Consider the following 26,071-nt stretch of genomic DNA (forward strand, 5'->3'; position numbering starts at 1 on the left):
ATCAGCTATGTTGCAGAAATGTTGCAACTCTGCCCCTTGCTGTAACGTGATCTTAGGTGGAAATCAGCTCATGCAATCAGGCACATAGTGATAGTATATCTGGGAATTGGTTATGGGAACAGTGATGTCGGCATCGCCGCGAAAAGTCAGTGATGCAGATCGTGGTATCGGTCAGCTGGTGCGTCAGGCACGGCGTCGGATTGGTATGACACTCGACGACCTCGCAAAGAAACTGGGGTTGTCCTATCAGCAGGTTCACAAATACGAGAATGGGACCAACCGCATCAGCGCTGGCACGCTCGCTGCCATTGCAAACATTCTGGCTGTTCCCGTCGAACACCTGTTTCCCGAAGACGTGCTTCTCGGCGAAAACGATAATGAAGACAGCGAAGTCGACAAGTACCGGGGAGAAGTCAGCCGGATTGTTCGAACCATCGATGACCCCAAGAAGCTGGAGGCCATTATCACCATTCTCAAAACGGTGTAGAATCCGAACAGTAGAACTACCCCGCCTTTAAATCGGAACGCGGCGGCGCATCAGACTTCCAGTGTTTGGGATGAACGAAGGTCTCAGCGAACCATGGGTTGGATTCCGTTTCGAATTGACTTCGGATCCAGTCAATGAATTTGCGGCCGCGTGAAAGACCTTGGACGCGCTGAGTATAGGAAAGCCAGAACTCAAGGGGGACGAGTTCCGGCAAGTCCAGCGGGATCAGACGATCGTCCAGTTCGGCCACGTAAGACGGCATCAGCGTTATGCCTCCGCCATTTGCGCAAACTTCCTTCAATACGGTGCCAGAATTGGTCACAAGGCTGAAGCGAAGTAACTTCTTCAGCTCAGATGCTTTCGGCGACCAGCGGTCGATCTGATTCACATAGGCGTCGTGCAGAAGACAGCGATGTCCCTGCAGGTCGAACAGGCTGTCAGGGCGACCATAAGTCTCTAGATAAGACGCTGACGCGAAGAACATATAATGCAGCACACCCATTCTCAAAGAATGGAGGTCGCGATGCTGCGGCTTGCTGAAGACGAAGCTCATATCTGCCTCACCATTCAGCAGATCCGCTTCCCGTTCCAAGATGTTTATATGCAGTTCCAACTGGTTATTCTTGGCCAGGTATTGCGGCAGGCTCTGCGTCAGCCAATGCGATAGCACGCCATCCGTTGACGCAATACGAAGGTCACCGGCCGCGGCCTGATCGACGTCCGACATTTCCGCCAGCAAGGCATTGGTCTCTTCGGACATTGCGATGGCGCGCTTTAGAACGAGCTTGCCCGCCTCCGTCAACTCGATTCCCCGCGTACTTCGAACGACAAGACGACAATTCAGGCTGTCTTCGAGATCATCGATCTTGCGGCTGATAGTGGGCGTCGATTCGCCCACCTGTTTTGCTGCAGCTGTCATGCTGCCTAATTCGGCCACAGCGGAAAAGATTCTCAGCTTGTCCCAGTCCAGCTTGTTCGAGATCATTCTACCACCACTGGTGTGAGTCTTTCAGTTCTGAAATTTTTCCTGCCGCGAAAATGCTAGATTGTAAAATACATAGTTGACAACTGCTACGTGTATTCTTCAATTTCTCCACCAAGGAGATATGTTGTATGTCGATTCACCATCTGGTTGTATCCAATTCATCCCGCCCATATTGCTATGTCAGCCCCGTTGAAATGATTCGAGACATGGGGCAGTTCGGGCTTCGCCCTTGTGCGGGGTCCGACATACGCGAAGCCCTGCGGATCGGCGAACAACTGCTGGGCGGTAAACTGGCGCGAAAAGAGGTGATCACAACGCTTGATGCCATCACCCAGATGACGATGTGGATCATCGGCGACCCGATTGATGGGCTATACATTACCGTGCCGCTGACCGAAGAGGGAAGGGTGGCTGTTGAAAACGGTGAGTTTAATCCGGCAGATCCGGCCTTGCGTCACGTAGCGCCCCGAAACACGCCGATCTTCGGTCTCTATGTCGGTGTCTATGCAGCAGCTTCCAAGCAGGCCCGCAGGAATATCATGGCCGCATCAGCCTCGGTGAGAGTGTCGCTCTTTGCCCCAGTCCCCTGTTACGCGCGAGGTGCCACGGAAGACGGGCAGCGCTCAATGCTCCGGCTAGGCTTTCGCCGACTGTCCGGTGGCCTGCCCGACCTCTTTGTCTTTGATCCAATCGAATAGAGTATGAGTACTGGACTTCCTTACCCTGAAGTTGGTCTGCAGGCCTTGCGGCGAAAACCGTCGTTTGCCGCGCTTGAAAGAGCGTCGGTCCGACTGGTGAGAACGGTCGACGAATTGCTGCAGGCCTTTGCGATCCGTTCCGCCGTCTTCATGGCCGAACAGGTATGTCCATATCACGAAGAGTTCGATGGCAATGACCTTGCCGGATGCCATCTGGTTGCATCCGTCGAGAACGAACCGGTTGCGACCTTGCGGCTCAGATGGTTCGCAAGCTTTGGCAAAGTGGAGCGCGTCTGCATTCTTCCTGCGGCACGTGGCAAGCACTTGGAAAGGGTTCTCCTTGCGCATGCGTTTGAGCTGGCTTCCCGGAAGGGCTTCAGACTGATGACCGGGCAGATACAGGCCAGGCTTTGGCCCATGTGGCAAAAAACCATTCACTGCACATTGAGAGACAACCGACCAAGCTTCGCATTTTCGGATTTCGAGTATCTTGAGATCGACATTCCCATACCATCGCACCCCAAATCCATCTCTCCATTGTCCGACCCGTATCTTCTCATCCGTCCCGAAGGCAGCTGGGACGCTACCGGCATCCTGGAAGAGTCGGTGGAACGGTCTGAAGAGAGACGCGCCGCCGCTTGAAGCGAAGGTCGGCGCTGACAGTCATGACCGAGGCGTTCCAGCCGGGTTTAAACTGCGCTGCGGCCAACATAGCCCGGATTTGTTGCAACCCTTACCGCGTGCGCGCGCCCGACGACCCCCATCTTGTGGCCGGAGTTCGTAAGGTGAAAACGCACGGTCGGAACGGAAATCCCGACGATTTCCGCGATCTCGCTATCAGTCTTGCCCAGCGCGGCCCACTTTGGGCACTGGATCTCCCGTCGCGTCAGCTCAACGATTTCAGGAAGTTTAGCGTGGGCCGCATTTTCCCGATAACGCGAAAGAAAATGCAGGCTCAATGGATGCATCTCCCCTGCGTGTGTTGAGAAGACAGCATCAATGTCGGCGACAGTTTCATTGGTTGCCCAGACGAGCGTGCCAATCACCCCGAAAGGTATGTAGCACGGGCGTATAATCGCGCTTGCTACGCCGAACGCATCGTAATCCGCATTCGCATTGAACGCGTCCAGCGCCTGGTTCGGGCGCCACGATTTGAGCTTCGTGCCGTCAAACAGGAACGGCTCGGCACAGATGCGGGACGCCTGGATAAAACCAGACCGGGGGGGGGCAAACGTCCGGTCATTCCAGTAGTGCAGCTTCGGATCGAACCATTTGAACAGCGTTTTGGCATATGGCTTTCCAACATGGTCGAGGATTGGAGCAGGGTGGAGCGAGATGCAGCGATACATCTTTGCATCGGAATGTGCACGGGTGGGCGCACCTCCGTCGGCACCTATGGGGCTTGAAATGGTCGGCCCCTGCATCATTGGCTACGGAACGCCAGAACAGAAAGAGTATTATCTGCCGCGGTTTCTGACGGGCCAAGACTATTGGGGGCCAGAATATCACCGATGAATATGAATGGTACAGATTACTTCGAATGCGAACGTTGTCCTGCGCTTTGCCGGTCGGCCCCGCACTTAGGGCGTGTCGCTGAGCTACGACTTCCAGCTTCCTTCCTGAGCAGGGCGCATCCATCCAAGCCGGAAGGGTGCGGTCTTTCATTTTTGGCGTCAGGTTCCCACAGGCGGTCGTCGGTCATTGACAAAGCGAGCGGACGACGAACCGCTCCAGGTGCGCCGCCATGTGCTGAATTCTTTTATCCTATACGCAGGCCACGTGGCGGAGGAGGAGGGATTCGAACCCCCGGAACGTTCGCACGCTCAACGGTTTTCAAGACCGCCGCATTCAACCACTCTGCCACTCCTCCGTGGCCGGGCGTCTGTTTCGGGCAAACCGGCACGAATTGCAATAGGGCGGCTGAACCTCATTTTTGCCTCAATTGGACGAATTATTAACGGGGCGTTTCAGGCCGGACGGAAACTTTCCTCGCATGTTCACCCTGCATCCATTTCACTATGGTAAATGCAACCATCAACAGAAGTTGTGTCGTGCGCTTGGCAGAAGTTGAGGCACGTTGAAAGCCGACCACAGAACGAGGTTCGAATGTCCAGTCTGAAGCTCCTCAACTATCCGTTTCTCTTGGCCGCAGCTGTCGCTGTGTCTGCGACGCCGCACGCGGCAGCGGACCGTAAGGCTGGCGCACCAATTGAATATGTAGGGCAGGGTAGTGTGCCCAGGGCCAACACGGCAGCGACGCAGGACCCCTGGCGAGGACCAGTCATCAGATCAAATCCATCAGCGCCACCGCAACAGCGCGTTCAACTCAATTTTTCTTATCCGGGCTCGACCGGGCCAGTCAGCACTCGCCCGCAAGCTCAGATGGCAAGCATCGAATCAACGCCTCGCGCGAGCGGTATCCAGCGCTCTGCTTCCCCAGCCTGGCCTCAAACGCAATCGATTGGCACGCCCACCGCGCAACCCGTCAGCGCGCCGCGCTCACTGGTTCTGGGAGCCGGAGCGCGTAATTCCCTGACTGACCAGCGCCCGAAATCCGTCACCCCGGATTTCCTCAATGCATATGCTGAAGAAACCGGGATTGCGTCTTGGTATGGCGAGGCGTTCCACGGCAACACCACAGCAAATGGCGAAACATTCGACATGTACGCGATGACTGCAGCACATCGCACCTTGCCGTTGCCAAGCCTGGCACAGGTGATCAATGAAGCAAACGGCAAGGAAATCGTCGTTCGCGTCAATGATCGCGGTCCCTTTGTGGATGACAGGATCATTGACCTTTCAATGAAGGCTGCGTCTGCGCTCGACATCGTCGATCAAGGAGAGGCCAAGGTGACTGTTCGCTATCTTGGACCGGCCCCTGAAGTGGCAAGTAAACCTGTCCAGCTTGCCCAACTGGAGACAACGGCTGATCCTGTTCGCGACGATCCGAAGCCGCGAACGGACCTTTATGGCGACATCCTTATGGGTGGCGTGGAGCCGTCGCTGGGTGTGCCTGACCCCGGCCAGACTGTTGCAACGCCGGCAAGAATTTCGATTGCGACACCGCCCGCCCCCAAGCCCGATTTCGATCTATCGCCTGCGCCTGTCCGCGAAGCGTCGCTGGACAGCGCTCTGACAACGACGGGGCCGGCTCCCCGTCCGCTTCAAGCCGCCGCAACGCCTTCGGCATCACACTCGGTCCCCAAATTCCAGCCAAAGATTTTTGTCCAGGTCGGCTCGTTCGCGGATATAAGCAATGCACAAGGCATGAATGCTCAGGTGGGTGGAACCTATCCTGTCGACATAGAGTCGGTTCGTGTGCACGGTGCTGATTATTTCAGGGTTCTGGTCGGGCCTTTTCCGACCCGCAGCGCCGCTGATATGGCGAAATACCAGCTCAGCCAGCGGGGCATTACAGATGGGTTCGTTGTCCTGAGATAATTGCGCAGCAGGCATTGACGCCTGTCTCAAAGCGGCCCTTTTTCTAGGTCATGGATACGAGTGGAAACCACCCCGCTCCTGACCTGGAGAAAGCAGAATGAATTTCACCAGACTTTGCGCCTCAATCGCCTGCGCACTTGCCGTCACATTGCCAGCATCCGCGCAGCTTATCGACACTCAGGCCGACTACGCTGTCATCATGGATTATGAGACACAGGATATCCTGTTCTCAAAGAATGGCGACGAGCCGATGATCCCGGCCTCAATGACCAAGATCATGACGGCCCATGTCGTCTATGAGGCGATCGATAATGGTGAGATTTCCCTGGACGACACGCTGCCTGTCAGCGAACGCGCGTGGAGAGAAGGCGGTTGGGCGACGGGCGGCTCCACCATGGGTCTGCGAATCGGCGAGACGCCAACAGTGGAAGACCTCCTTCGGGGCGTGATCATCCTGTCGGGAAATGATGCGTGCATTGTTCTGGCTGAGGGGCTTGCCGGCACGGAAGAGGCATTTGCAGCTCGAATGACAGATCTTGCGCAGGAAATGGGCCTCACATCGGCGAGCTTCAAAAATGCAAGCGGTCTGAATGCCGAGGGCCATGTCATTTCGGCTGCAGACCTCGCTCGTCTGGCGCGCATGGAAATCGACAAATTTCCTCAATATTACAAATACTACTCCGAAAAAGAGATGACGTGGAACGGCATCACCCAGGGCAACCGGAACCCTCTGTTATATTCAATGGATGGAGCCGATGGCCTGAAGACCGGCCATCTTGAGATTTCTGGATATGGACTGACGGCGTCCGCCGTTCGCGATGGGAAACGACGTATTCTGGTAATCAATGGCCTCGACAGTTCACGCGCCCGTGCTGATGAAGCCGAACGTCTTATGCGCCTCGCCTTCACGGCTTTTGATACGCGTACCATTGAACCGAGTGACAAACCGCTCACGAGCCTTCCTGTCTGGAACGGCGAGACCCGGACCGTTGCGGTGAAACTGCAAGAGCCGGTTCGTGTCGCCGCGCACAAGCGCGCTTTCGATGACGCCAGGATGGAAGTCGTCTATGACGGCCCAATCACGGCGCCCGTTTCTGCCGGAGATGTCATTGGAAAACTTGTCATCACAGTGGAAGGCAAGGATGAGCCGATAATCGCGCCTCTCGTCGCCACTGAAAACGTAGCAAAGCTGGGCTTCATCGGCCGCGCGGTCGAAGGACTCAGCCTCAAACTGTCAGGAGATGACGCGGCCGCATCATGAGTCGTGGGCGCTTCATAACGATAGAAGGTGGTGAAGGCGCCGGGAAATCCACACTCATCCGGAGTCTGGAGCAGGTGCTCGAAGCGCGTGGCCTTGACGTGGTTACCACCCGGGAACCGGGCGGAACCGTTCTTGCTGAAGAAATCAGAAACCTCGTGCTTCATCCACCTGGCGAGACGCAGTGGAGCGCGCTCGCCGAAGCGCTGCTGATGAATGCGGCACGTGCGGACCATGTCGAAAAGAAGATTGCGCCCGCACTTGCAGCCGGCAAATGGGTGATCTGTGACCGCTTTGCCGATTCGACGCGGGTCTACCAAGGCATTGGGGGTGTGAATGACACCATGCTTCAGGCCATGCAGGCCGAAGTCACCAAAGACGCCGCGCCTGATATCACATTCATCCTGGACGGACCGGTTGATGAGCTGCTTCAGCGACGCACCGCACGGGGGACGAGCGACATCTTCGAGCGGCGACCGATCGGGTTTCACACGGCTGTTCGCGAACGTTTTCTCGAAATTGCGAAGGCAGCTCCGGACCGGTGTAAAGTTGTCGACGCCTCGCGGGACCCGAGCCGCGTACTGGAAGACGTCCTGAGCGTCATTGATGAACGGGTCAGCGCCTCATGAGCACGTCGGCACTTCCGCTTTACGGTCATCGGGCCGTACAGGCTGAGTTCCTGTCCGCTGTGGAGAGCCAGCGGTTGCACCATGCCTGGATCATTGAAGGGCCTTCCGGCATTGGCAAGGCCCGGTTTGCGACGCGTCTTGCCTCAATCCTGCTCGGAGCAGTTGCGACACCGGACGACCCAGCCGGAGCGACAGCGGATGATCCGGTCATGCAGAAAGTCCTGTCGGCTGGCCATCCCGACCTGAAACACGTCGAACGTCAGCTGAACGACAAGGGAAACCTGAAACAGGACATCGCCGTGGAACAGATCCGCGAGCTCAACGCCTTCTTCTCGTTGAAGCCCGCCATGGGTGGCTGGCGTATTGGAATTCTGGACTCGCTGGACGAAATGAACGTCAGCGGCCTCAATGCCGTCCTGAAAACCCTCGAAGAGCCGCCGGCAAAAGCCCTAATCTTCCTGATTTCGCATATGACCACGCCAATCCTGCCCACCATTCGGTCCAGGTGTCAGACCTTGCGCCTGAAGGCCTTGAGCGAAGACGACACCAGGCAAGTACTGGCAGACATGAACATCGACAATGCGGAGGGCGCACTCTCGCTGGTCAGGGGCCGTCCCGGACGAGCCGAAGAAGTGACAGGCGCAAAGGTCCTTGCCGCTGCCAGCGCCGCCCAAAGCCTGCTGAAGGCCATGCCACGCCCCAATGAGGCGATCCTGTCCCAGGCCATTTCGTCGGCCGCCGAGGATGATGCGGCGTTCCGGGTCTTCGCAGGCGAAATACTGGGCTGGCTGGAGACCCAGACCAATCGTGACCCCAGTTGGTCCGGAGCGTGGTTCGAAAGCCAGCAGATTGTCGCTTCGCAGCGGAACCTTCACATGCCGCCGGTTCAGGCTGCGTCCAAGCTGATTGGATGCCTTCAATCTGGTTTCGGGAACGTTTAGACACCGTCCGTATGTTCGACACGCATGTAAATCTCCACGCTGAAGCGTTCAGCGAAGATCTGGACGAGGTTCTGGCGCGAGCAAGAACAGCCGGTGTGACGCGGTTTCTCGCCATCTGTGATCGCTATGACAATTATGACCGTGTGAAATCCATCGCGAATGAGCATCCAGATATCTGGAACACGGTCGGTGTGCACCCGCATCACGCCAAGGATTTCACTGACCTCACCAGCGACTTGCTGGTGGCCGCAGCCAACGATGAAAAGACCGTTGCCATAGGCGAAACAGGCCTCGACTTTCATTATGGCTATTCGAACGAAGCCGATCAGGTCGCAAATTTCCGGCGGCACATATCTGCGGCTCGTGACACTGGGCTGCCGCTAGTGGTCCACACCCGCGAAGCGGATGAACTGACCGCCGATATTCTCGAGGACGAGTATGCGCGCGGCGCCTTCGGCATCTTGCTGCATTGCTATACGGGCGGTCAGGACCTGGCAGACAGAGGGCTTGCGCTTGGAGCTTACGTTTCAGTTTCAGGCATCCTGTCATTCAAGAGCGCCAGGGATGTCAGGAGCGTCATCGAGACGGTGCCGCTCGACAGGATCATTCTCGAGACGGATTGCCCATATCTCGCACCGGTGCCGTACAGGGGCCGCCGGAATGAACCGTCATATCTGCCATATGTTGCCGACGCGCTTGCCAGTCTGACAGGCCGTGAACGAGCAGAAATAACATCAATTTGCGAGGCCAATGCGCTAAATTTGTTCAAAAAACTAACCGCTTCATGACCACAACTGCGCGCTTCACCTTTCTTGGAACAGGGTCTTCAGGCGGCGTGCCGCGCGTCGGGAATGACTGGGGCGACTGCGATCCCAATGAGCCCAAAAACCGGCGCCGGCGATGCGGAGCCCTTATTGATCTTGGTGATCCAATAAATCCTGAATCCTGCACACGCGTCTTGATTGACTCACCGCCAGACCTGCGTGAACAGCTTCTCGAGGCGGACGTCTCACACCTTGATGGTCTGGTCTACACACATGACCACGCCGACCAAAGCCATGGTATCGACGATGTAAGGGCGCTTGCGATGCGGATGCGAAGGCAAGTGCCGACCTTCCTAGACGCACCAACCGCACAGACCCTGACCACGCGGTTCGAATACTGCTTCACAGGGAAGGGGGGCTATCCACCCATCCTCGATCTACAACCGCTCATCCAAATCGGCCGTCCGTTTTCAGTCGATGGTCCAGGCGGGCCCCTGGAGCTTGAACCGATCAAGCAGTTTCATGGCCGGATAATAAGCCTTGGCTTCAGGATCGGGTCGCTTGCCTATTGTAATGATCTTCATGACTTCCCTGAAGAGAGCCTGGAAAGGCTGAAGGGAACAGAGGTCCTTGTGCTTGACGCTTTGCGCTACACGCCGCACCCAAGCCATGCGCACCTGGAACGTGCTCTTGGCTGGATTGAAGAGATAAGGCCAGAACGGGCATACCTGACGAATCTTCATATCGACATGGATTACAGGACATTGTGCGAGGAACTGCCGCCGCATGTGCGGCCTGCCCATGATGGCTTATGCATTGAATTTGCGCACTAAAGAGAATTCCGTATTTCTCATAATATAGATTATGCAATCCGTTTTTGGATCGAGATCAGCGGCAATCACATCGCGTCTGAGCACCGCATCGCCAGCCAACGGTCCGGTCCTTCTTCACGCACTTTCCAGCTCAATGCACCCGGCGCAGTTGGCCGACACTGAATCAGTCATTAACGTTTTCATTGCTCCCACCCCTATCGCGACTGGAAGGATTGCTCTGCCATGTCCCCTCCTCCCCCATCATCCGAATTTGACCGCTTGCGCGGCATTATGGCGAAACTTCGGGATCCGGAAACGGGCTGCCCATGGGATGTTGAGCAGTCTTTTTCATCCATTTCCCCTTATACGATCGAAGAGGCCTATGAAGTCGCCGACGCCATTGAGCGCGAAGATTACGAGGACCTGCGAGACGAGCTGGGAGATCTGCTGCTCCAGGTGGTCTTTCACAGCCAGATGGCTTCAGAGGCCGGCCTCTTCACGGTCGACGATGTCGCCCGCGCCATTAATGACAAGATGGTGCGACGCCATCCTCATGTTTTCAGGAATGGTGACGATCGCACGGCAGAGGAGCAAACGCGAGCCTGGGAAGACATAAAGGCGAGCGAACGCTCAATCAAAGACGAGGACAGCTCGGCCCTTGCAGGCGTTGCCAAGGCGCTTCCGGCCCTGATGCGTGCTGAAAAACTCCAGAAGCGCGCGGCGCGTACCGGCTTTGACTGGACCAATCCGGAAGACATTCTCGAGAAGCTCGCCGAGGAGACAGATGAGGTCCAAGACGCAATTGAGAATGGCAATCTGGCTGAGATTGAAGATGAGATCGGCGATCTGCTATTCGTCACCGCCAATCTCGCCCGCCGCTTCAAGCTCGACCCAGAAATCGCTTTGCGGAAAGCTAATGACAAGTTCGAGCGACGGTTTCGTGCCATGGAGGCGCTGGCCGCAACAGAAAATAAAGAGTTCTCTTCTCTCGGCCTATCCGAACAGGATGCGCTATGGACCCGCGTCAAGATGAAGGAATAGCCTGATCATGCTTTCCCGGCTTACAGGCTCACGGGTTTGAGCCTGGCGCGGAGGGTATGAATTCAGCATCCGGCATGGGCGGGGCCGGTGGGGTCAGGTTCGGATCGGTCGGCAGACTGTCGGGAATGGACGTGTCGGCAGGATTCTCGAAAATCCGGCGCAGGATACCGGGCGTCACCGCTGACAACGGATTGATGGCCACCTGAGCCTTGTCGAGTGAACCACGCACTGAATACGTCAACGAGAAGATGCCTTCCCCGTCACGGCCGACAAACAGGTCGCCAATGATCGGCACGCCCCCTAGCATCGAATTCACGCCGAAGCTGGGCACCAACACGCCGCTGATCCGGATGTCATTTGTCGACTGCTCGAACCATCCATTCATGGTGAGCCCCAGTGCCGGCCCGTTCGCCCTCGCACCCTCCACAATGAACCGGTCCCCCGCGATCGTGACCGGCACATCAATATTGGTAAAAAGCACCCCTTCCCCGCTCAGCGTGTCCGCGAGGCCGCGCAGCGATGCCAGCGACAGCACCTGGGTGAGGAATGGAGCCTCCTGCATGCGCACATTGCTGAGCGCAATCTTCAGACGCGCCGGCTCGTTTCCTCGGGACAAGGTTCCTGACAGTTTCAGCGACCCGCCGGAGAGGAAGTCCTGACCGAGCATGCCGCGCATGAAGAAACCGGCATCATCGCTATCGAGCCGCACTGCGGCGGCTTTCTCTGCGGTGGGGCCCGAATAAACCGCCTGTATCGTGCCAGTCCCACCGCCGATCCTGCCGCTCGCGGACACCTCACGCACGCCGGTCCGGTTGCTCACGAAATCCAGATTGGCGCCATTGAGATCGAGGCCCTTACGCAAGCGGAGCGTCTCAAGATTTGCCGTTAGCTTGAGAGGAAATGAGAAACTTCCCGCCTGGCCGCCGCTGCCAAAATCTCCGAAGAAAGCACTCGCGTCCAGAAAAGCCCCTTCAAGTGTACTCTCAAATGAATCGTCCGCGGCTCGCATGATGTTACCGCTGACATCAAGAAAATCCTTGAGATAGGCGCGACGCACATCGAGCGCCTGGAGTTGCCCCCCGTCCGAAAGCCTGATGTCCCCATCAAACTTTGCCTGGTCGCTATTGAACATGAAGGTCGAGGCGGAGCTTTCGCGCTGACTGTCATAGGACAAGGTTGCCTGCGCCGGTTCTCCGGCCGGCTTGATCCATCCTACTTCGGACACATCAATGCGGCTTTGCTGCAATTCAAACCCGATCTCGACGCTGTCGACACCTTCCGCCGAAACAAGTGCCTGCAGTTCAACCGGAATATCCCCGCTTACATAGGCTCGCCCGATAAAGCCGAACCGGTTCAGGAAATCGGGAGATACGAACGCGCTCGCCGACAAATTGGCCGGCAGGCCATCATCGCTGAAATTATCCCGCCATGTGAACTGTACTGGAGCCGGCCCAACATCGCCAAACCCCGTCAGGATCAGGATATTGTCGGAAAATTGCAGCTCGACTTCACCGTCTGCAAGATCGAGCCCGGGAAGCACAGCGGTAAGCCCCGCATTCCGAATGACCCCGGTAACATCGATATCTATTTCTTCGATCGGCACATCATCAAGGGCTGGACGGAACATCTCGAACGTCATCTCGGCATCGCCGGACACGCGTTCCGGGTCAAAGCCGGATCTGGCCTCTATCTGCAGTCTCGATTCAGAGAGGTGGCGCATTCCGTCGACGGCGGGCCCGTGCCCCCTTGCAAACACTCGGAACAGCTCACCCTTTGGATTGAACTTGGAAAACTGGACAGCGCCTTCGGTCAGCTGCCAGCCGCCATATTCACCACTCGTGAGCTGAACGGAAAACCCGTTGCCTGTCAGCTTGCCAGAACCGACGCCTTCGGTAACTGGTGGCAGGTCGTCCAGGAACTTCACCTGCGCGCCTTCCACAAAGAAGCTGACTTCAAGGTCTTCATCTCGCAGGAAGCCTTCTTCAAAGCTGTCGGGCTTTAGATTGAGCCTTACATCCGCAGCCGTTGCTCTGCCTTGGCTAATGTTCCTGACAGCGAAGCGTCGCGCACCCGCTCCCAGTGTTTCTGGCCAGAAGTCCAGCACTTGCTGGACGGTCAACTCGCCGTCAATTTCGGCTGTTACATCCAGAAAGGCCGGAAATTTGCCTGGGACAGCCCCCTCGTCTGGCCGACGCGCATTCAGCTCACCGCTGAATTTCGTACCCGACGTCGTAAATGAGAATGAGTCCAGTGTGAGCCTCGAGTAATCAGCATTGAAAGAGCCATCCAGAGCGATATCGCTGAACGACCAGGCCGTTGGGAAATAAGGCATCAGGTCCAGCGACACATCGTTCGAAACAAGGTCAAACTCTGTTGGTACACCGCTGGAAATAGCGTTCTCGATCAGACCCGATACCGTTGCCGACAGACGCGGCGACACAAGGGAAGCTGAATTTACCTGAAGCTCGTCAGCGGCCGGGTCATAGGCAACGTCAAAATCCAGCTCATTCACTGAAAACGTATCCGAGCCGAGCTTCAGATTGCCGTCTTTTGCTTCTGCCTGGAGCCCAAATTGCGTGAAACCTTGTCCCGGTTCGAATACGAAGACGAAAACGATGTCAGCCGGAAAGCCCGACACTCTGCCTTCGGGCGCTCCGAGGCGCGCGGCAAGCTCGCCGAGACTCCAGTCGACAATACCCACATCAAGGCCTAGTCGGTCATAGGCTGCGGGGATCCGCATCACAGCGTCAAGGTCACCTGGCAGGCCAATTCCGCTGCCGCTTCCCTTCAGGCTGATCTGCAGGCCACCATCATTGCGGACCATCGCCCCGGATGCTTGCGCCATGGTTCCGAAAGCGGTTCCATCCATCTGGACGAACCGCAATTCGAAGTCCTGAAAGGATGCCTGTTCGAGCGAGCCTGTCTGCCGTGTCACTTTCAGCCCCCCCAGTATGTCGCCAAGCACGCGGTCGCTGAGGGCGAGCCATTGCTCGGGCGTTTCAGGCAAACCACGGGCTTCAAACTCTGGCAATGGCTCACCGGCAAAAGTCCACTGGGTCGGCGACACCTGCTGGACCTCTGCCCATCCACCTTCGAGTTCGGTCTGTAAAATCTCAGTCTTGCCGAATATGAGAGACCCGGCATCAAGCGTCAGGACGGCACGCTCAGCCTGCCCGGCCGTCTCTCCGCTTTCGTCCGCAAGCTTCAGATTGTCCGCTGCAACGATCATCTGGCGGTCCGATGGAGACCACTGCAAGGTGAGCCGCTCGATCGACACACCCCTACCGTCACGGGCTTCCTTGATGGCGCGCTCCACATCAGCCTTGAAGATGTTGAGTTCAACAGGACCGCTGGCCAGCATGAACGCCAGGATTACAACAGCGGCGACAGCCAGCAGCAGAATGCCGCCTATCAATTCCAGCGTTACGACCGTGGCAGTTTGCCTGACCAATTCAGACTTTCCTCTCGAAATTCAGTTCACTAATGCGATAGGACCTTATTGAAGCAGAAATAGGACGAATCCAATCATGACTGCAGCTCTCGCTGTGGGCGACAAGGCCCCTGAACTCGAGCTCGCCGCAACCGGTGGCTCCAACGTCAAGATACCCTCTGGCAAAGGCATGGTAGTCTTCTTCTATCCCAAGGACAGCACGCCCGGCTGCACAAATGAAGCAAAGGACTTTTCCGCCCTGAAAGCTGATTTTGCGGCGAAGGGTTACGATATCGTCGGTATATCGCGTGATTCCCTGGCCTCGCATGACAAATTCATTGCCAGGCAGGAGCTCACAATCCAGCTGGCGAGCGACGAGGACGGACAGGCTTGTGAAGCCTTTGGAGTCTGGGTCGAAAAGAACATGTATGGCCGCAAATATATGGGCATAGAGCGCTCGACCTTTGTCATCTCGCCTGATGGCACGATTGAAGCGGTTTGGCGAAAGGTGAAAGTCAAGGAACATGCAAAAACAGTTCTGACCGCTCTTTAGGCAACGCGCTTGTAGGGATTCAGCTTTTTCGAGCTTCTTAAGCGCAATTTTACCAAGCTGTGAAAAAAGTCGGAAGAAATGTGGCATCGAACCCTTTTCGCAGGTGGGCGAATTGAGTTACTAGTATTGCAGCTGGGGAGCGGTCGTAGCGACTACGACAGATTAGAGTACACGAAGGGCAGGCGCGTAGATGAAAAAGAAGACGATGAAGGTTCGCGAACTTTTCAGTCGCCTCTTTCCCGAACGTCAGATCTATCACCGCAGCGGCGGTACCGTTCGCTATTTTACGATCTCTCCTTCCCAACAAGCCATTCTCGCTGCTGCTGTAGCCGCGGCCGTCGGCTGGTCCCTTTATGCCACTGCGAACCTCGTCTTCATGCCAAAACAGGGCGTCGTCGCCAGCGGCCAGTATGAAATCGACAAATATGAAAGATGGGTACAGGAACTCCGTGCCCGTGATGCCCTTTCGCGCTCCCAGCTGGTCGAACGCACCGAGGCGTTCCAGAATGCCACTGTCAATTTCGAGCGCCGCCACCAGACGCTCGAAACCCTGCTGAACACGCTGAAGAATGGCGGCGAACTTGAAGCCGCAGCGCTTCGCGGCAATGACGCTCCCCTTCTCGTCAATGCGTCCATCGACGAAGCTGATCGCCGCCAGTCGCGCCCCTCTTCCAGCTATGAGGAAACCGATGCGACAAATGTCGGCCTCCGCGGCCAGATTGGTGAAATCCAGCGCGAACAACAGGCCTTCCTCGATGAAGTCGAAGAGATTGCTGTTGAGCGCGCCGAGGAAGCGCGCGGCGTCCTTCGGCTGACCGCTGTTGGCAGCAACCGTATTGGAAACAACCAGGAAATGGGCGGGCCCATTGTCGAGTTTGCCAGCCTTGCCAAAGGCGAATTCGACACCCCTGAGGAAGCGGCATTTGCAGAGCGTGTCGCCCAGGTTGCCGCTCGTATGGAAGAAGCTCGCTATTACGAAGAAGTCGTATCCAATCTCCCGCTTGCAGATCCGGTCGGCGTCAACTGGCGTTTGACCTCAAATTACGGACTGCGCGTCGATCCGTTCAACAAGCGTCCCGGCTGGCACAATGGTGTCGATATCGGCGCCTATTGGAACGCACCCATCACAGCGACCGGCCCAGGCAAGGTCAGCTTCGCAGGCACACGCTCCGGTTACGGGCGCCTCGTCGAAGTCGATCATGGCCACGGATTCAAGTCGCGTTACGCTCACCTTAAACGCATCAATGTGAAAAAGGGTGACACGATTGCAATTGGCGATGTCGTAGGCGCCATGGGGTCGACAGGCCGAAGCACTGGGCCACACCTTCATTATGAGGTATGGTTCAATGATAAACCCTACGATCCAGTAGAATTTCTGAAGGCGGGTAAACATGTTCACGAAAACTAACAAAGACAGCGACACTCCCACTCCCAGCGTTAATCCAGCGCAGGATGCAATCCGGGGAGCTGCGTCCAAACCTACGGCTCGATCGGCTGCGTCGATCATCTGTGGTGACATGGAGATCAACGGATCGATCACATCTGAAGGTGCTCTCCAGATCGACGGTGTCGTCGATGGTGACGTGAATGCCGCCGACATTACGATCGGCGCAAGTGGCCGTGTTGTAGGCGAAGTTCGCGCCGAAGCAGTAAAGGTCAAAGGCGAAGTACGCGGCTCAATCCGCGCCCGCAAGGTTGAGCTTGAGACCGGAGCAAAGGTCCATGGCGACATCATACACTCGTCGCTCAGCATTCAGCCAAACGCAATGTTCGAAGGCCAAGTCAAGCATGACCAGGACCCGCTGCAAAGCTCTGCTCCAAAGGCTGCCAATTCCGACAAATCGTCAACGAGTGCTTCTTCCTCGAGCAGCTCATCATCATCGACCGTTCGCCCATTTGGCGGATCGTCATCCACGGCTGTTTCCTAAGCGGACAGATGGAAGATTTCAGGAACGCCCTTCGCAGTTTGCGGAGGGCGTTTTTTATTGGTCGCCGTCAGCGCTGACGCCAACTGAGTGAGCAAGCGCAGCGCTCAGGAACGCATCCAGATCTCCGTCCAGAACACCACCCGTATCTGACGTTTCATGGCTGGTGCGGAGGTCCTTCACCAGCTGATATGGCTGGAGAACATAGGACCGGATCTGGTGGCCCCAGCCAATATCCGATTTGGAATCGTGACTGTCCTGGACGGCTTCGCGCCGTTTCTGCAGTTCCAGCTCATAAAGCTTTGAACGCAGCATTTCCCACGCCTTCGCCCTGTTCTGGTGCTGCGAGCGGCCGGCCTGGCAAGCAACGACAATGCCTGTAGGTTCGTGTGTCAGCCGCACAGCCGAATCTGTCTTGTTGACGTGCTGTCCCCCTGCCCCGGATGACCGATATGTGTCGGTACGAACATCTGACGGGTCAATGTCGATCTCGATGGAATCGTCGATCACCGGAGAAACCGTTACCGATGCAAAGGATGTGTGCCGCCGCGCAGACGAATCGTATGGCGATATACGCACGAGACGGTGCACGCCCGTCTCGGACTTCAGCCAGCCATAGGCATTGTGGCCGGAAATCAGCAAGGTCGCGGACTTGATTCCAGCCTCCTCGCCCTCATGCGCATCTTCCTCTTCCACCTTGTAACCGCTCTTTTCGGCCCAGCGCACATACATGCGCCGCAACATGGACGCCCAATCCTGACTTTCAGTGCCACCCGCACCCGCATTGATCTGCATGTAACAGTCATTGGCATCGACTTCGCCAGACAGGAGCGCCTGAAGCTCTGCCTTCGCTGCCTTTTCGCGTGTCGCAGTGAGAGAGGCGGCAACCTCGCCGATCATCGCTTCATCGCCATCGGCGAGTTCAAGCAGTTCGGCACCGTCATCGGCTTCGCGTTCGAGACTCAGGACCAGCTTGATGCCGTCTTCCAGTCTCTGGCGTTCAGCCATCAGCTTGCGCGCCTCTTCCGGGTCGTTCCAGAAATCGGCCTGTTCTGAGAGCGCATTCAGCTCATCGAGACGTTTTTCAGCGACGTCCCAGTCAAAGACGCCTCCTCAGCAGCGCGGCGGACTGCTTGATTTCTTCCAGGAGGGAGTTGATTTCTGTCGACATGATTGACCTTGAATCAAATTGATTTTTCGAATGTCAGGCGATGCACAATTCCAGGCGCAACGTCAATAAATGTCACTCAGGCTCTCGTCCGCAACATCATCCGGCGTGTCCGTCGGATCAAATGGCAGCCCTTCTGCGAACGGGTCGATTGTATCGCCATTGCCATTCTCTGACGCCCCGCGATTGCCTGAAATGGAGAAACCTCCGCGGTCGTCAAAGACAGCGCCAGGTTCGGTACCGGGCCGAAACGCTTCGACAATGATCTCGCCTGAGCCACCGGTCGGTATGCCGCCTGTGGCGTGGTCAACGGAGACCAGGCGCACACCGGGCGGTATCCGGAACGGCAGTGCAGGCTCGTCTTCAAGTGCGGCTTCCATGAAATCTGTAAAGATGACGCCGGCGACCGATCCGCCTGCCTCCCCTTCCCCGAGGCTCTTTGGGGTATCGAAACCGACCCATATACCGACCACGAGGTCCGGCGAAAATCCAAACGTCAGCGCATCGACATAATCGTTCGTCGTGCCGGTCTTCGCGGCAAGCGGCTTTCCAATACGGCTGGCACGGCGCGCCGTGCCGCGTTCGACCACGCCTTCGAGCATGTGCACGATCTGGTAGGCGATGATCGGATCGACGAGCTGTTCACGATTGTCTTCAAGTTGCGGTGGTTCTTCACCATCCCACGCTTCGGCCGAGCACCCTTCACAGGCGCGGGTGTCATGCTTGTACATGGTTGCGCCGTGGCGGTCCTGCACGCGGTCGAGCAGGGTTGGCGTAACTTCCTTACCGCCGTTCACGAAGGCCGCGTAGCCCTTTGCGAGCCGCCACGGTGTGGTTTCGCCTGAACCAAGCGACATGGCGGGGTACGGCGGCAGATCATCGTACAGACCGAACCTTTCGGCAAACTCTGAAACCGCCGGCATGCCGATATCGACGGCTACCCGCGCGGTGACCTGGTTGAACGATCGCTCAAGCGCGGCTCGCATGGTTACTTCGCCATAGGAGCGCCCCGCCGAATAGTTCTCGGGCTTCCAAGTTTCTTGCGTGAATTCGTCATAATAGACGAATGGGGCATCGAGTATCCGTGTCGATGGCGTATAGCCGTTCTCTAGCGCCGCGCCATAGACGAAAGGCTTGAAGGACGAACCTGGCTGCCTCAGCGCCTGCGTCACCCGGTTGAACGGGCTTTTGAAGAAGGAATAGCCCCCCACCATAGCGAGAACACGACCAGTATGAGGGTCGAGCGCGACAATGGCGCCCTCAACGTCGGGCACCTGGCGCAGCGTTGCCGACTTCGCCGGAACATAGATCCAGTCTTCTTCCTCGGCATCTTCGTCAGAATCCGAGCCCGGACGTTTCTGCTCAGTCCGCTCCACTTCGACCAGAACCACATCGCCTTTCGAAAGACCGGCCTTACCCGTCTCTTCGTTTTTGTAGCGTTTAGCCCATTCCACGTCTTCTTTTGAGATCGACGTCATGCGCGCGTCGTTCAGGGTGATCGTCGCGCCATCGGCAGAGACCTGCGTCACCATCCCGGCTTCCCAGGTTCCATACCCTGGTGGAAGCGTCAGGTCGCGGAGCTGTTCGGCAACATTCCCATTGGGGTCAATAGTGGCAAACGGCCCCCGGTAGCCGTGACGGCGATCATAGGCCTCAAGGCCGTTCTGAAGGGCTTCCTGCGCCGCCAGTTGCAGTTTGGTGTCTATCGTCGTGCGAATTGAAAGACCGCCCCGCTGCAAGGCTTCTTCGCCATACTGCTCGATGAGCTGTTTGCGCAGCTCCTGGACGAAATAGGTCGCGGCCGCATATTCGGGCCCGCGAAGGCGCTCGGTTACCTGCAATGGCTTGGCCTTGGCGACCTCTGCTTCTTCCTTGGAAATGTAGCCGTCCTCGACCATGCGCGAGAGCACATAGTTCCGGCGTGCAAGCAGGCGTTCCGGTCGCCGGTACGGATTGACCGCAGATGGGGCTTTTGCGAGCGATGCGAGAATCGCAGCCTCGGACAGATCGAGCTCCGGCAATGACTTGTTGAAATAGAGAAGCGCGGCTGAACCCACGCCATAAGAGCGGGCACCGAGATAGATCTCGTTCAGGTACAGCTCGATGATTTCATCCTTGGTGAACGCCTCTTCCATGCGCCTGGCAATGATCGCTTCCTTGACCTTCCGCTGGATTGTCTGGTCGCGCGTCAGCAACATGTTCTTCGCAACCTGCTGGGTGATGGTCGAACCACCTTGCAGATTGCCGCCACCGGTCAGCTTGATCTTTGCTGAATTGATCGCGCCTCTGAGAATGCCAATATAGTCGAGCCCCTTGTGGCTGAAGAACTTCTTGTCTTCCGCGGCCACGAAGGCCTGGACCACGTGATCGGGGATCGACTCGATGGGCACGAAGACGCGATGTTCTTCGGCAAATTCTGCGATTAGCGTTCCGTCACCGGCATGAACACGCGAGGTGATGGGCGGCTCGTAAGAGGCTAGCCGCTCGTGCGATGGAAGATCCCTTGCAAGCGATGCAACCCACAAGAAAACTGCAATGAAACAAAGCGCTACCAAGATGAAGAGTCCGATAGCTACACGCCTTGCGAGCTTCCATGTCAGAAACCGCTTATTGGCTGTTTCGTCTGTCATTCTGATTCCAGTCTGAGCTTATACCCTGCAGATTGCGCTGTTTCGCAGCACAGTCTGGCCAGAGTAAGGCGCTCGCCTGTCAGGTGAAAGTCAAAATGGCCTAATTTGCTGCATACAGCAGATCGCGCTGCTCAAAATACTGATCGATTGCATTGGCAATCGCGTCAGCGGCCTTTCGCTGTCCCGAATCAGAACTGAGGCGCGCGACATCGCTTCTATTGGTGAGAAATCCGATCTCCACCAGCACAGCCGGTACGTCAGGGGCGAGCAGGACGAAGAAGTTTTCCTGCCGGTGACTGTTCCGGACGATCGGGCCGGCCTTGGCAAGTTCAGGAATGAGCATCTCCGCGAAGATCGACGAGTTCGATTTGGTTTCGCGTTTGATCAGGTCTGCCAGGATACCGGAAACTTCAACAGGCGTGCCGTCTTCGATCGGAAGATCCCAACCATTTGTCCTCGCCGTCCCGTCTACTCGCCGCTCCCCGCGCGATGATAACGTATAGACCGTCGCGCCGGATACGCCGGGATTCCCAGCTGCATCCGCATGAACCGAGATAAACAGGTCTGCGCCCCAATTGCGGGCCATGGACACGCGATCTTCGTGTTCCACATAGACGTCGTTTTCGCGCGTCAGATGAACTTTGTAGCGGGGATTCTGCTCGAGAATGGCTTTTAATTTGAGGGATGTAGACAGCACGATCGCTTTCTCGCGACGCTGGTTGTGGCTTGATGCGCCAGGGTCCTTTCCACCATGCCCCGGATCAATGACGATCACGTATTGATCCGGTCTTGCCGCTTCGGGGGGCACGCCATTGTGCTGGGCCAGTGCTCTCGCCATCTTCGCGCGATAGGCGGCCTTGTTATCGGCTTGCGCTGCAGCAGCCCGCTGGAAGCGGACAGGCGCAACTCTCACAAGATCAATTACGAGGCGGTGATTCGGCTCGACCGTCGTCGGCGACAGATCCAGTGTGCGGGACACCATCATGGGCGTCATCAAGTTGAAGATGATTTCATCGTCCCGGATCTCATAGGAGTTCACAGCCCCGCCCGGCGGCGGTGTTGCAGCATTCGGAAGGACCAGCGATCCGGGGGTCATCACTTCGATCTGGGCCAGACCACCGGCTTGAGCCAGAAAGGATCCATGCTCCACGGGTTCAGATGCGATGAGCGTTATTCGGGTATGTTCAGTGTCACCCGTGACTTCAATCGCGCTGATCTGCGCGGCATGGCAGCACGCGGCAGCCAAGATTGCTGCCCAGACCGCAATGAAAAATCGAAGCGCTGGAATCACCTGCACACCATAACTCATTAATCCCGCCTGCTAAGGTGTTTGCATATTGATGATTAATCCAACATTTACCGGTCCGACCGTGGCTGTGTTTTTTCCGGTTTACGACATTTTCTCCTTTTCATCTTATCCGGCTTTGGGCATGTTCATGATATCCCAGGCATCTGGGCGAAACAAATCCCCGACAGGCGCGTGACCGGGTTTGACACCCCGCAGGCAGCCAGGTTGGAAACGGATATCAAACAATGTCTTTCGGGCTCTTACAAACCGCATTCGATACCGCGCCTTCAGGCGCGCGATGCTTTCTGCCCGATGACTCCCTGAACAACATTCCTGGCGTTTGCCGCAGACCCAACCTCAACAGCAGGTTGACAGCGCCGCCAGTTCACAAGGCGAATACATATGAGCAAATTGATGCTGATCGATGCCGTTCACCCGGAAGAGACCCGGGTGGCGCTCGTTTCGGATGGCCGGGTTGACGATTTCGATTTTGAGACAACCGGCAAGGAACAGCTCCGCGGTAATATCTACCTCGCAAAGGTCACCCGCGTAGAACCATCCCTACAGGCCTGTTTCGTCGAATATGGCGGCAACCGTCACGGCTTCCTCGCCTTCAGCGAAATCCATCCTGACTATTACCAGCTTCCACAGGAAGACCGCGAAGCGCTGCTGGCTGATGCCGCTCGTGCAGCGGCGGAAGCTGCCGATGACGACCTTGAGGCCGATGATCCCGATGATGAGGATGAGGACAAGAAGTCCCTCATGGACGCTGACGATGACGAGTCGGACGCATCAGACGATGGTGATGATGAGAGCGAAGATGCCGCTCCAAAACGAAGGCCCCGCTCAAACCTGAAGCGCTACAAGATTCAGGAAGTGATCCGCCGCCGGCAGGTCATGCTGGTCCAGGTTGTCAAGGAAGAACGCGGCAACAAGGGCGCGGCACTCACCACTTTCCTGTCGCTTGCAGGTCGCTACAGCGTCCTCATGCCAAACACCCCACGTGGTGGCGGCATCTCCCGCAAGATCTCCAATGGTGCAGATCGCAAGCGCCTGAAGGACATCATGTCGAGTCTCGATGTTCCAAACGGGATGGGTTTGATCGTTCGCACGGCCGGCGCCAAACGGACAAAAACCGACATTCGCCGCGATTATGAATACCTGCAGAAGCTCTGGGACAATATTCGCTCCAAGACGCTCGAATCGATCGCGCCCTGCCTCATTCATGAAGAAGGAGGCCTGGTCCACCGCGCCATGCGCGACATGTTCGACAAGGACATCGAGGAAGTCGTGATCCACGGCCGGACCGCCTATCGCGAGGCCAAGGATCTCTCCAAGATGATCATGCCGACCCAGGCCCGGAAGGTGAAACAGTGGAAGTCCAGCGCCCCGCTCTTCGTCTCCGAAGGCGTGGAAGAGCAGCTTGATTCCATCTTCTCCCCGACTGTGCAGATGAAGTCAGGCGGCTATCTCGTCATCAACCAGACAGAAGCCCTCGTCGCCATCGACGTGAACTCCGGCAAATCCACCCGCGAACGCAACATCGAGCAGACGGCGTTGCGCACCAACCTCGAAGCAGCCGAAGAAGCCTGTCGTCAGATGCGGCTGCGCGACCTTGCCGGTCTCATCGTGATCGATTTCATCGACATGGAGGAGAACAAGAACAATCGCGCCGTCGAAAAGAAGCTGAAGGAATGCCTCAAGATTGACCGTGCGCGCGTTCAGATGGGCAAGATTTCCCAGTTTGGCCTGATGGAAATCTCTCGCCAGCGTCGCCGTGCAGGTGTGCTGCAGGCAACGTCAGACCCTTGCGATGCCTGCAAGGGTACGGGTCGTCGGCGGTCTGTCCCGTCTGCCGCGCTTCAGCTTCTGCGTGCGCTCGAGGCCCGGGCCGCGAGCGGCGGACTTGCTTCCATCACGGTACATGCTCCGACTGAAGTCGCGCTCTACCTGCTGAACAGCAAGCGCGAGGCCGTCACCGAAATCGAAGAAACGGCGGGCTTTGCGATCTCCGTTCGCTCGTCTGATGAACTGCTCCCCGGCGATTTCAAGATCGACGCGGAAAAGGATCCGAACCAGAAATCGCGTCGGCGTTCGAAGGGGCCGGATCGTGCCAAACTCATCCAGGGTGATGTGGACGATGACCAGCTGCCTGATGAATCTGACGATGAGGAAGAGGATATCCTTGAAACCTCGTCTGAAGCGGCAGAATCCGAAGAGCGCTCCGCGGCTTCAGAAGATGGCGGTTCATCGAAAAAGCGCCGCCGCAGGGGGCGCCGCGGTGGACGCCGGCGGCGCCGCGAGTCGAAACCGATCGTGCCCGCTGATGGGGGCGCTTTGCTGGACGGCATTGCAATCAGTGCGCCCGCCCTGCTCGATGAGGAGCCGCCTGCCCTGCCCAATCCGGATGAGATGAACCAGGCGACAGCTTCGCAGCCTCAGCTGGCCAAAACCGTGGCCTTGGAAGCTGAGAAGTCCGAGGAAACATCTGCCGAGGAGGTCGGTGACAACAGTTCGGAAACAACGTCTGACGCTCCCAGAAAACGCCGTTCGCGGCGCCGTCGCTCAGGAAAGAAAGCCGATAACAGAGCAGCGGAGCAAACAGCCGAATCTGGTGAAACGCAAGAGGCGCCCGCCCCTGTTGCGACGGATGCAGACAATGGCACCTCCGACGAAATGCCAACGCCAGAAGTCGTCGCCAAGGCCCCGGAGCCAGAGGCTGTGACCGCGGTGACCAGTACCGAAGAAGAGCCTGCGCCTGCTGCACCGGAGGAAAAATCCTCCCCTTCGAAAACTGCGGCAGTCTTTGAGGCGGACAAACCACTTGCGAGCGAACCTGTTCTCACCACGGATGAGACGTCTCAAGCAGAAAGTCAGCCAAAGAAACGCGGCTGGTGGTCGCGCGGTCGCTAATAGCGGTCTTGCTGAAAGGATCAGGCGGGCCTGGAAGAAGCAATCCTGGCCCGCGCCATCCGGTCTGCGACCAGATGCGTCGGCTCATTGGCTGACAGGGCTTCGTCAAGCACATGTCCCAACGTATCTACGAGCGTGTCGAGCTTCGTCATCACCCAATCGCGGGAGTATTCACCCGATATCTCGGCCGCGACATTGATGATTCCGCCGCCATTGATGACATAGTCCGGGGCATAAAGAATGCCCCTCTCCTGCACCGCGAACCCCATTTCCGGTGATGCCAGCTGATTGTTTGCACCGCCTGCGATGACCTTTGCCTTGAGCCGCGGCAAGGTCTGAGGGTTGATGATCGCGCCAAGAGCATTCGGCGAGAAAATCTCGGCATCGGTGTCATAAATAGACTCAGGCGCGATGATTTCAGCGCCTGTTCGTGAGCGGACGGCCTCCAGCTCCACCTTGTCTATATCGGCGATGAAGAGCTTCGCCCCTTCATTCGCAAGGTGATCGCACAAATAACCTCCAACCGAACCGACGCCCTGCACCGCGATCACCCGTCCGGAAAGGTCTCCCGTCCCAAACGCGCGCTCCGCGCATGCCTTGATACCCCGATACACACCCAGAGCGGTTGTCGGTGACGGATCCCCACTTGCAGCGGCGCCCGTATCGAGACCAGCCACATACTTCGTCTGTGTTGAAACTATGGCGATATCGTCGGTATCGATGCCAACGTCTTCAGCCGTGTAATAGGAACCGTTTAGCGACTCGATCGCCCGCCCGAAGGCCTCAAACAGCTCTTTCGATTTGCCGGTCCTGGAGTTGCCCCAGATAACGGCTTTGCCGCCGCCCAGCGGCAAATCCGCCATGGCGTTCTTGAAGCTCATCCCCTGCGACAGGCGAAGCGCATCGCGAAGCGCGTCTTCTCCGGTGTCATAGTCCCACATGCGACAGCCGCCAGCTGCAGGTCCGCGCGCGGTCGAATGCACCGCGATGATCGCCTTGAGGCCGGACCGCTCATCTTCAAAGAAGTGAACGCCTTCATGGTGATCATAGGAAGGATGGTCAAACATGGAGATCTCCGCTTGGTCGTGGCTGCGCCATAACGCCCCTG

22 protein-coding genes and 1 tRNA gene are annotated in these 26,071 nt (G+C 57.2%); 15 read left to right on the plus strand and 8 right to left on the minus strand.

The window, feature by feature from the left end; genetic code table 11:
- Positions 1-112 precede the first annotated feature (112 nt).
- Positions 113-487 (plus strand): helix-turn-helix domain-containing protein, encoded by a 375-nt coding sequence (locus tag B8746_RS11560; RefSeq protein ID WP_084393825.1) that lies wholly within the window; start codon positions 113-115, stop codon positions 485-487.
- 16 nt (positions 488-503) lie between these two features.
- Here B8746_RS11560 and B8746_RS11565 read toward each other — a convergent pair whose 3' ends face one another.
- Positions 504-1,472: a LysR family transcriptional regulator gene (locus B8746_RS11565; RefSeq protein WP_084393826.1), complete on the minus strand. Its 969-nt coding sequence runs from the start codon at positions 1,470-1,472 to the stop codon at positions 504-506.
- Between the two features lie 128 nt (positions 1,473-1,600).
- Here B8746_RS11565 and B8746_RS11570 point away from each other — a divergent pair, with 128 nt between their 5' ends.
- Positions 1,601-2,170 (plus strand): hypothetical protein, encoded by a 570-nt coding sequence (locus B8746_RS11570; RefSeq protein ID WP_143434584.1) that lies wholly within the window; start codon positions 1,601-1,603, stop codon positions 2,168-2,170.
- A 3-nt stretch (positions 2,171-2,173) separates the two neighbouring features.
- A complete protein-coding gene (locus B8746_RS11575; protein ID WP_084393828.1) occupies positions 2,174-2,812 on the plus strand; it encodes a GNAT family N-acetyltransferase in 639 nt (212 codons plus the stop codon).
- A gap of 47 nt (positions 2,813-2,859) precedes the next feature.
- On the opposite strand, the gene B8746_RS17400 is transcribed toward B8746_RS11575, so the two are convergent.
- Positions 2,860-3,519, minus strand: a complete 660-nt coding sequence (locus B8746_RS17400) for a helix-turn-helix transcriptional regulator (RefSeq protein WP_084393829.1) — start codon at positions 3,517-3,519, stop codon at positions 2,860-2,862.
- Between B8746_RS17400 and B8746_RS11585 the strand changes: the two genes are divergently transcribed.
- Positions 3,506-3,685, plus strand: a complete 180-nt coding sequence (locus B8746_RS11585; RefSeq protein ID WP_233124201.1) for an acyl-CoA dehydrogenase family protein — start codon at positions 3,506-3,508, stop codon at positions 3,683-3,685. The two genes, B8746_RS17400 and B8746_RS11585, sit on opposite strands and share 14 nt — an antisense overlap.
- Positions 3,686-3,950: 265 nt before the next feature.
- On the opposite strand, the gene B8746_RS11590 is transcribed toward B8746_RS11585, so the two are convergent.
- Positions 3,951-4,040: transfer RNA gene (locus B8746_RS11590), tRNA-Ser, on the minus strand.
- 512 nt (positions 4,041-4,552) lie between these two features.
- Here B8746_RS11590 and B8746_RS17530 point away from each other — a divergent pair.
- The 7 genes from B8746_RS17530 (at position 4,553) to mazG (ending at position 11,056) form a co-directional block, all read left to right on the plus strand.
- Positions 4,553-5,611 (plus strand): septal ring lytic transglycosylase RlpA family protein, encoded by a 1,059-nt coding sequence (locus B8746_RS17530; RefSeq protein ID WP_158084613.1) that lies wholly within the window; start codon positions 4,553-4,555, stop codon positions 5,609-5,611.
- Positions 5,612-5,708: 97 nt separating this feature from the next.
- Complete coding sequence (locus B8746_RS11600; RefSeq protein ID WP_084393830.1) at positions 5,709-6,872, plus strand: D-alanyl-D-alanine carboxypeptidase family protein; 1,164 nt, start codon at positions 5,709-5,711, stop codon at positions 6,870-6,872.
- Positions 6,869-7,498 (plus strand): dTMP kinase, encoded by a 630-nt coding sequence (gene tmk / locus B8746_RS11605; RefSeq protein ID WP_084393831.1) that lies wholly within the window; start codon positions 6,869-6,871, stop codon positions 7,496-7,498. Before B8746_RS11600 ends, tmk begins: the two co-directional genes overlap by 4 nt.
- Positions 7,495-8,439 carry a hypothetical protein gene (locus tag B8746_RS11610; RefSeq protein WP_084393832.1) on the plus strand — a complete coding sequence of 315 codons (945 nt, stop codon included), beginning with the start codon at positions 7,495-7,497 and terminating at the stop codon, positions 8,437-8,439. The genes tmk and B8746_RS11610 overlap by 4 nt, the downstream gene beginning before the upstream one ends.
- Before the next feature lie 11 nt (positions 8,440-8,450).
- Entirely contained in the window at positions 8,451-9,227 is a 777-nt protein-coding gene (locus tag B8746_RS11615) for a TatD family hydrolase (protein WP_084393833.1), read from the plus strand.
- 170 nt (positions 9,228-9,397) lie between these two features.
- Positions 9,398-10,036 (plus strand): MBL fold metallo-hydrolase, encoded by a 639-nt coding sequence (locus tag B8746_RS11620; protein WP_233124204.1) that lies wholly within the window; start codon positions 9,398-9,400, stop codon positions 10,034-10,036.
- Positions 10,037-10,258: 222 nt separating this feature from the next.
- Positions 10,259-11,056 carry a nucleoside triphosphate pyrophosphohydrolase gene (mazG, locus tag B8746_RS11625; RefSeq protein WP_084393835.1) on the plus strand — a complete coding sequence of 266 codons (798 nt, stop codon included), beginning with the start codon at positions 10,259-10,261 and terminating at the stop codon, positions 11,054-11,056.
- A 28-nt stretch (positions 11,057-11,084) separates the two neighbouring features.
- Here mazG and B8746_RS11630 read toward each other — a convergent pair whose 3' ends face one another.
- Positions 11,085-14,507 (minus strand): YhdP family protein, encoded by a 3,423-nt coding sequence (locus B8746_RS11630; RefSeq protein WP_084393836.1) that lies wholly within the window; start codon positions 14,505-14,507, stop codon positions 11,085-11,087.
- Positions 14,508-14,583: 76 nt separating this feature from the next.
- Here B8746_RS11630 and B8746_RS11635 point away from each other — a divergent pair, with 76 nt between their 5' ends.
- The 3 genes from B8746_RS11635 (at position 14,584) to B8746_RS11645 (ending at position 16,967) form a co-directional block, all read left to right on the plus strand.
- Positions 14,584-15,039: a peroxiredoxin gene (locus B8746_RS11635; RefSeq protein ID WP_084393837.1), complete on the plus strand. Its 456-nt coding sequence runs from the start codon at positions 14,584-14,586 to the stop codon at positions 15,037-15,039.
- A gap of 190 nt (positions 15,040-15,229) precedes the next feature.
- Entirely contained in the window at positions 15,230-16,447 is a 1,218-nt protein-coding gene (locus B8746_RS11640) for a M23 family metallopeptidase (RefSeq protein ID WP_084393838.1), read from the plus strand.
- Positions 16,431-16,967: a bactofilin family protein gene (locus B8746_RS11645; protein WP_084393839.1), complete on the plus strand. Its 537-nt coding sequence runs from the start codon at positions 16,431-16,433 to the stop codon at positions 16,965-16,967. Before B8746_RS11640 ends, B8746_RS11645 begins: the two co-directional genes overlap by 17 nt.
- 54 nt (positions 16,968-17,021) lie before the next feature.
- Here the strand turns inward: B8746_RS11645 and prfB are convergent.
- From prfB to B8746_RS11660, 3 genes are all read right to left on the minus strand, one after another.
- Positions 17,022-18,135, minus strand: a protein-coding gene (gene prfB, locus B8746_RS11650; protein ID WP_143434585.1) for a peptide chain release factor 2 whose coding sequence is annotated in 2 segments (ribosomal slippage) — positions 17,022-18,065 and positions 18,067-18,135 — 1,113 coding nt in all. Because the reading frame shifts where the segments join, the coding sequence is not laid out codon by codon here.
- A 62-nt stretch (positions 18,136-18,197) separates the two neighbouring features.
- The gene (locus B8746_RS11655; RefSeq protein WP_084393840.1) at positions 18,198-20,762 is read right to left on the minus strand and encodes a penicillin-binding protein 1A; all 2,565 of its coding nucleotides are present in this window, start codon (positions 20,760-20,762) and stop codon (positions 18,198-18,200) included.
- Between the two features lie 100 nt (positions 20,763-20,862).
- Positions 20,863-22,071 carry an N-acetylmuramoyl-L-alanine amidase family protein gene (locus tag B8746_RS11660; protein ID WP_084393841.1) on the minus strand — a complete coding sequence of 403 codons (1,209 nt, stop codon included), beginning with the start codon at positions 22,069-22,071 and terminating at the stop codon, positions 20,863-20,865.
- 381 nt (positions 22,072-22,452) lie between these two features.
- Here B8746_RS11660 and B8746_RS11665 point away from each other — a divergent pair, with 381 nt between their 5' ends.
- Positions 22,453-24,963: a ribonuclease E/G gene (locus B8746_RS11665; protein ID WP_084393842.1), complete on the plus strand. Its 2,511-nt coding sequence runs from the start codon at positions 22,453-22,455 to the stop codon at positions 24,961-24,963.
- 20 nt (positions 24,964-24,983) lie between these two features.
- Here the strand turns inward: B8746_RS11665 and B8746_RS11670 are convergent, their stop codons facing one another.
- Positions 24,984-26,030: a Leu/Phe/Val dehydrogenase gene (locus tag B8746_RS11670; RefSeq protein ID WP_095380872.1), complete on the minus strand. Its 1,047-nt coding sequence runs from the start codon at positions 26,028-26,030 to the stop codon at positions 24,984-24,986.
- Between the last annotated feature and the right edge of the window lie 41 nt (positions 26,031-26,071).

This window comes from Henriciella pelagia (assembly GCF_002088945.1).
GTDB lineage: Bacteria > Pseudomonadota > Alphaproteobacteria > Caulobacterales > Hyphomonadaceae > Henriciella > Henriciella pelagia.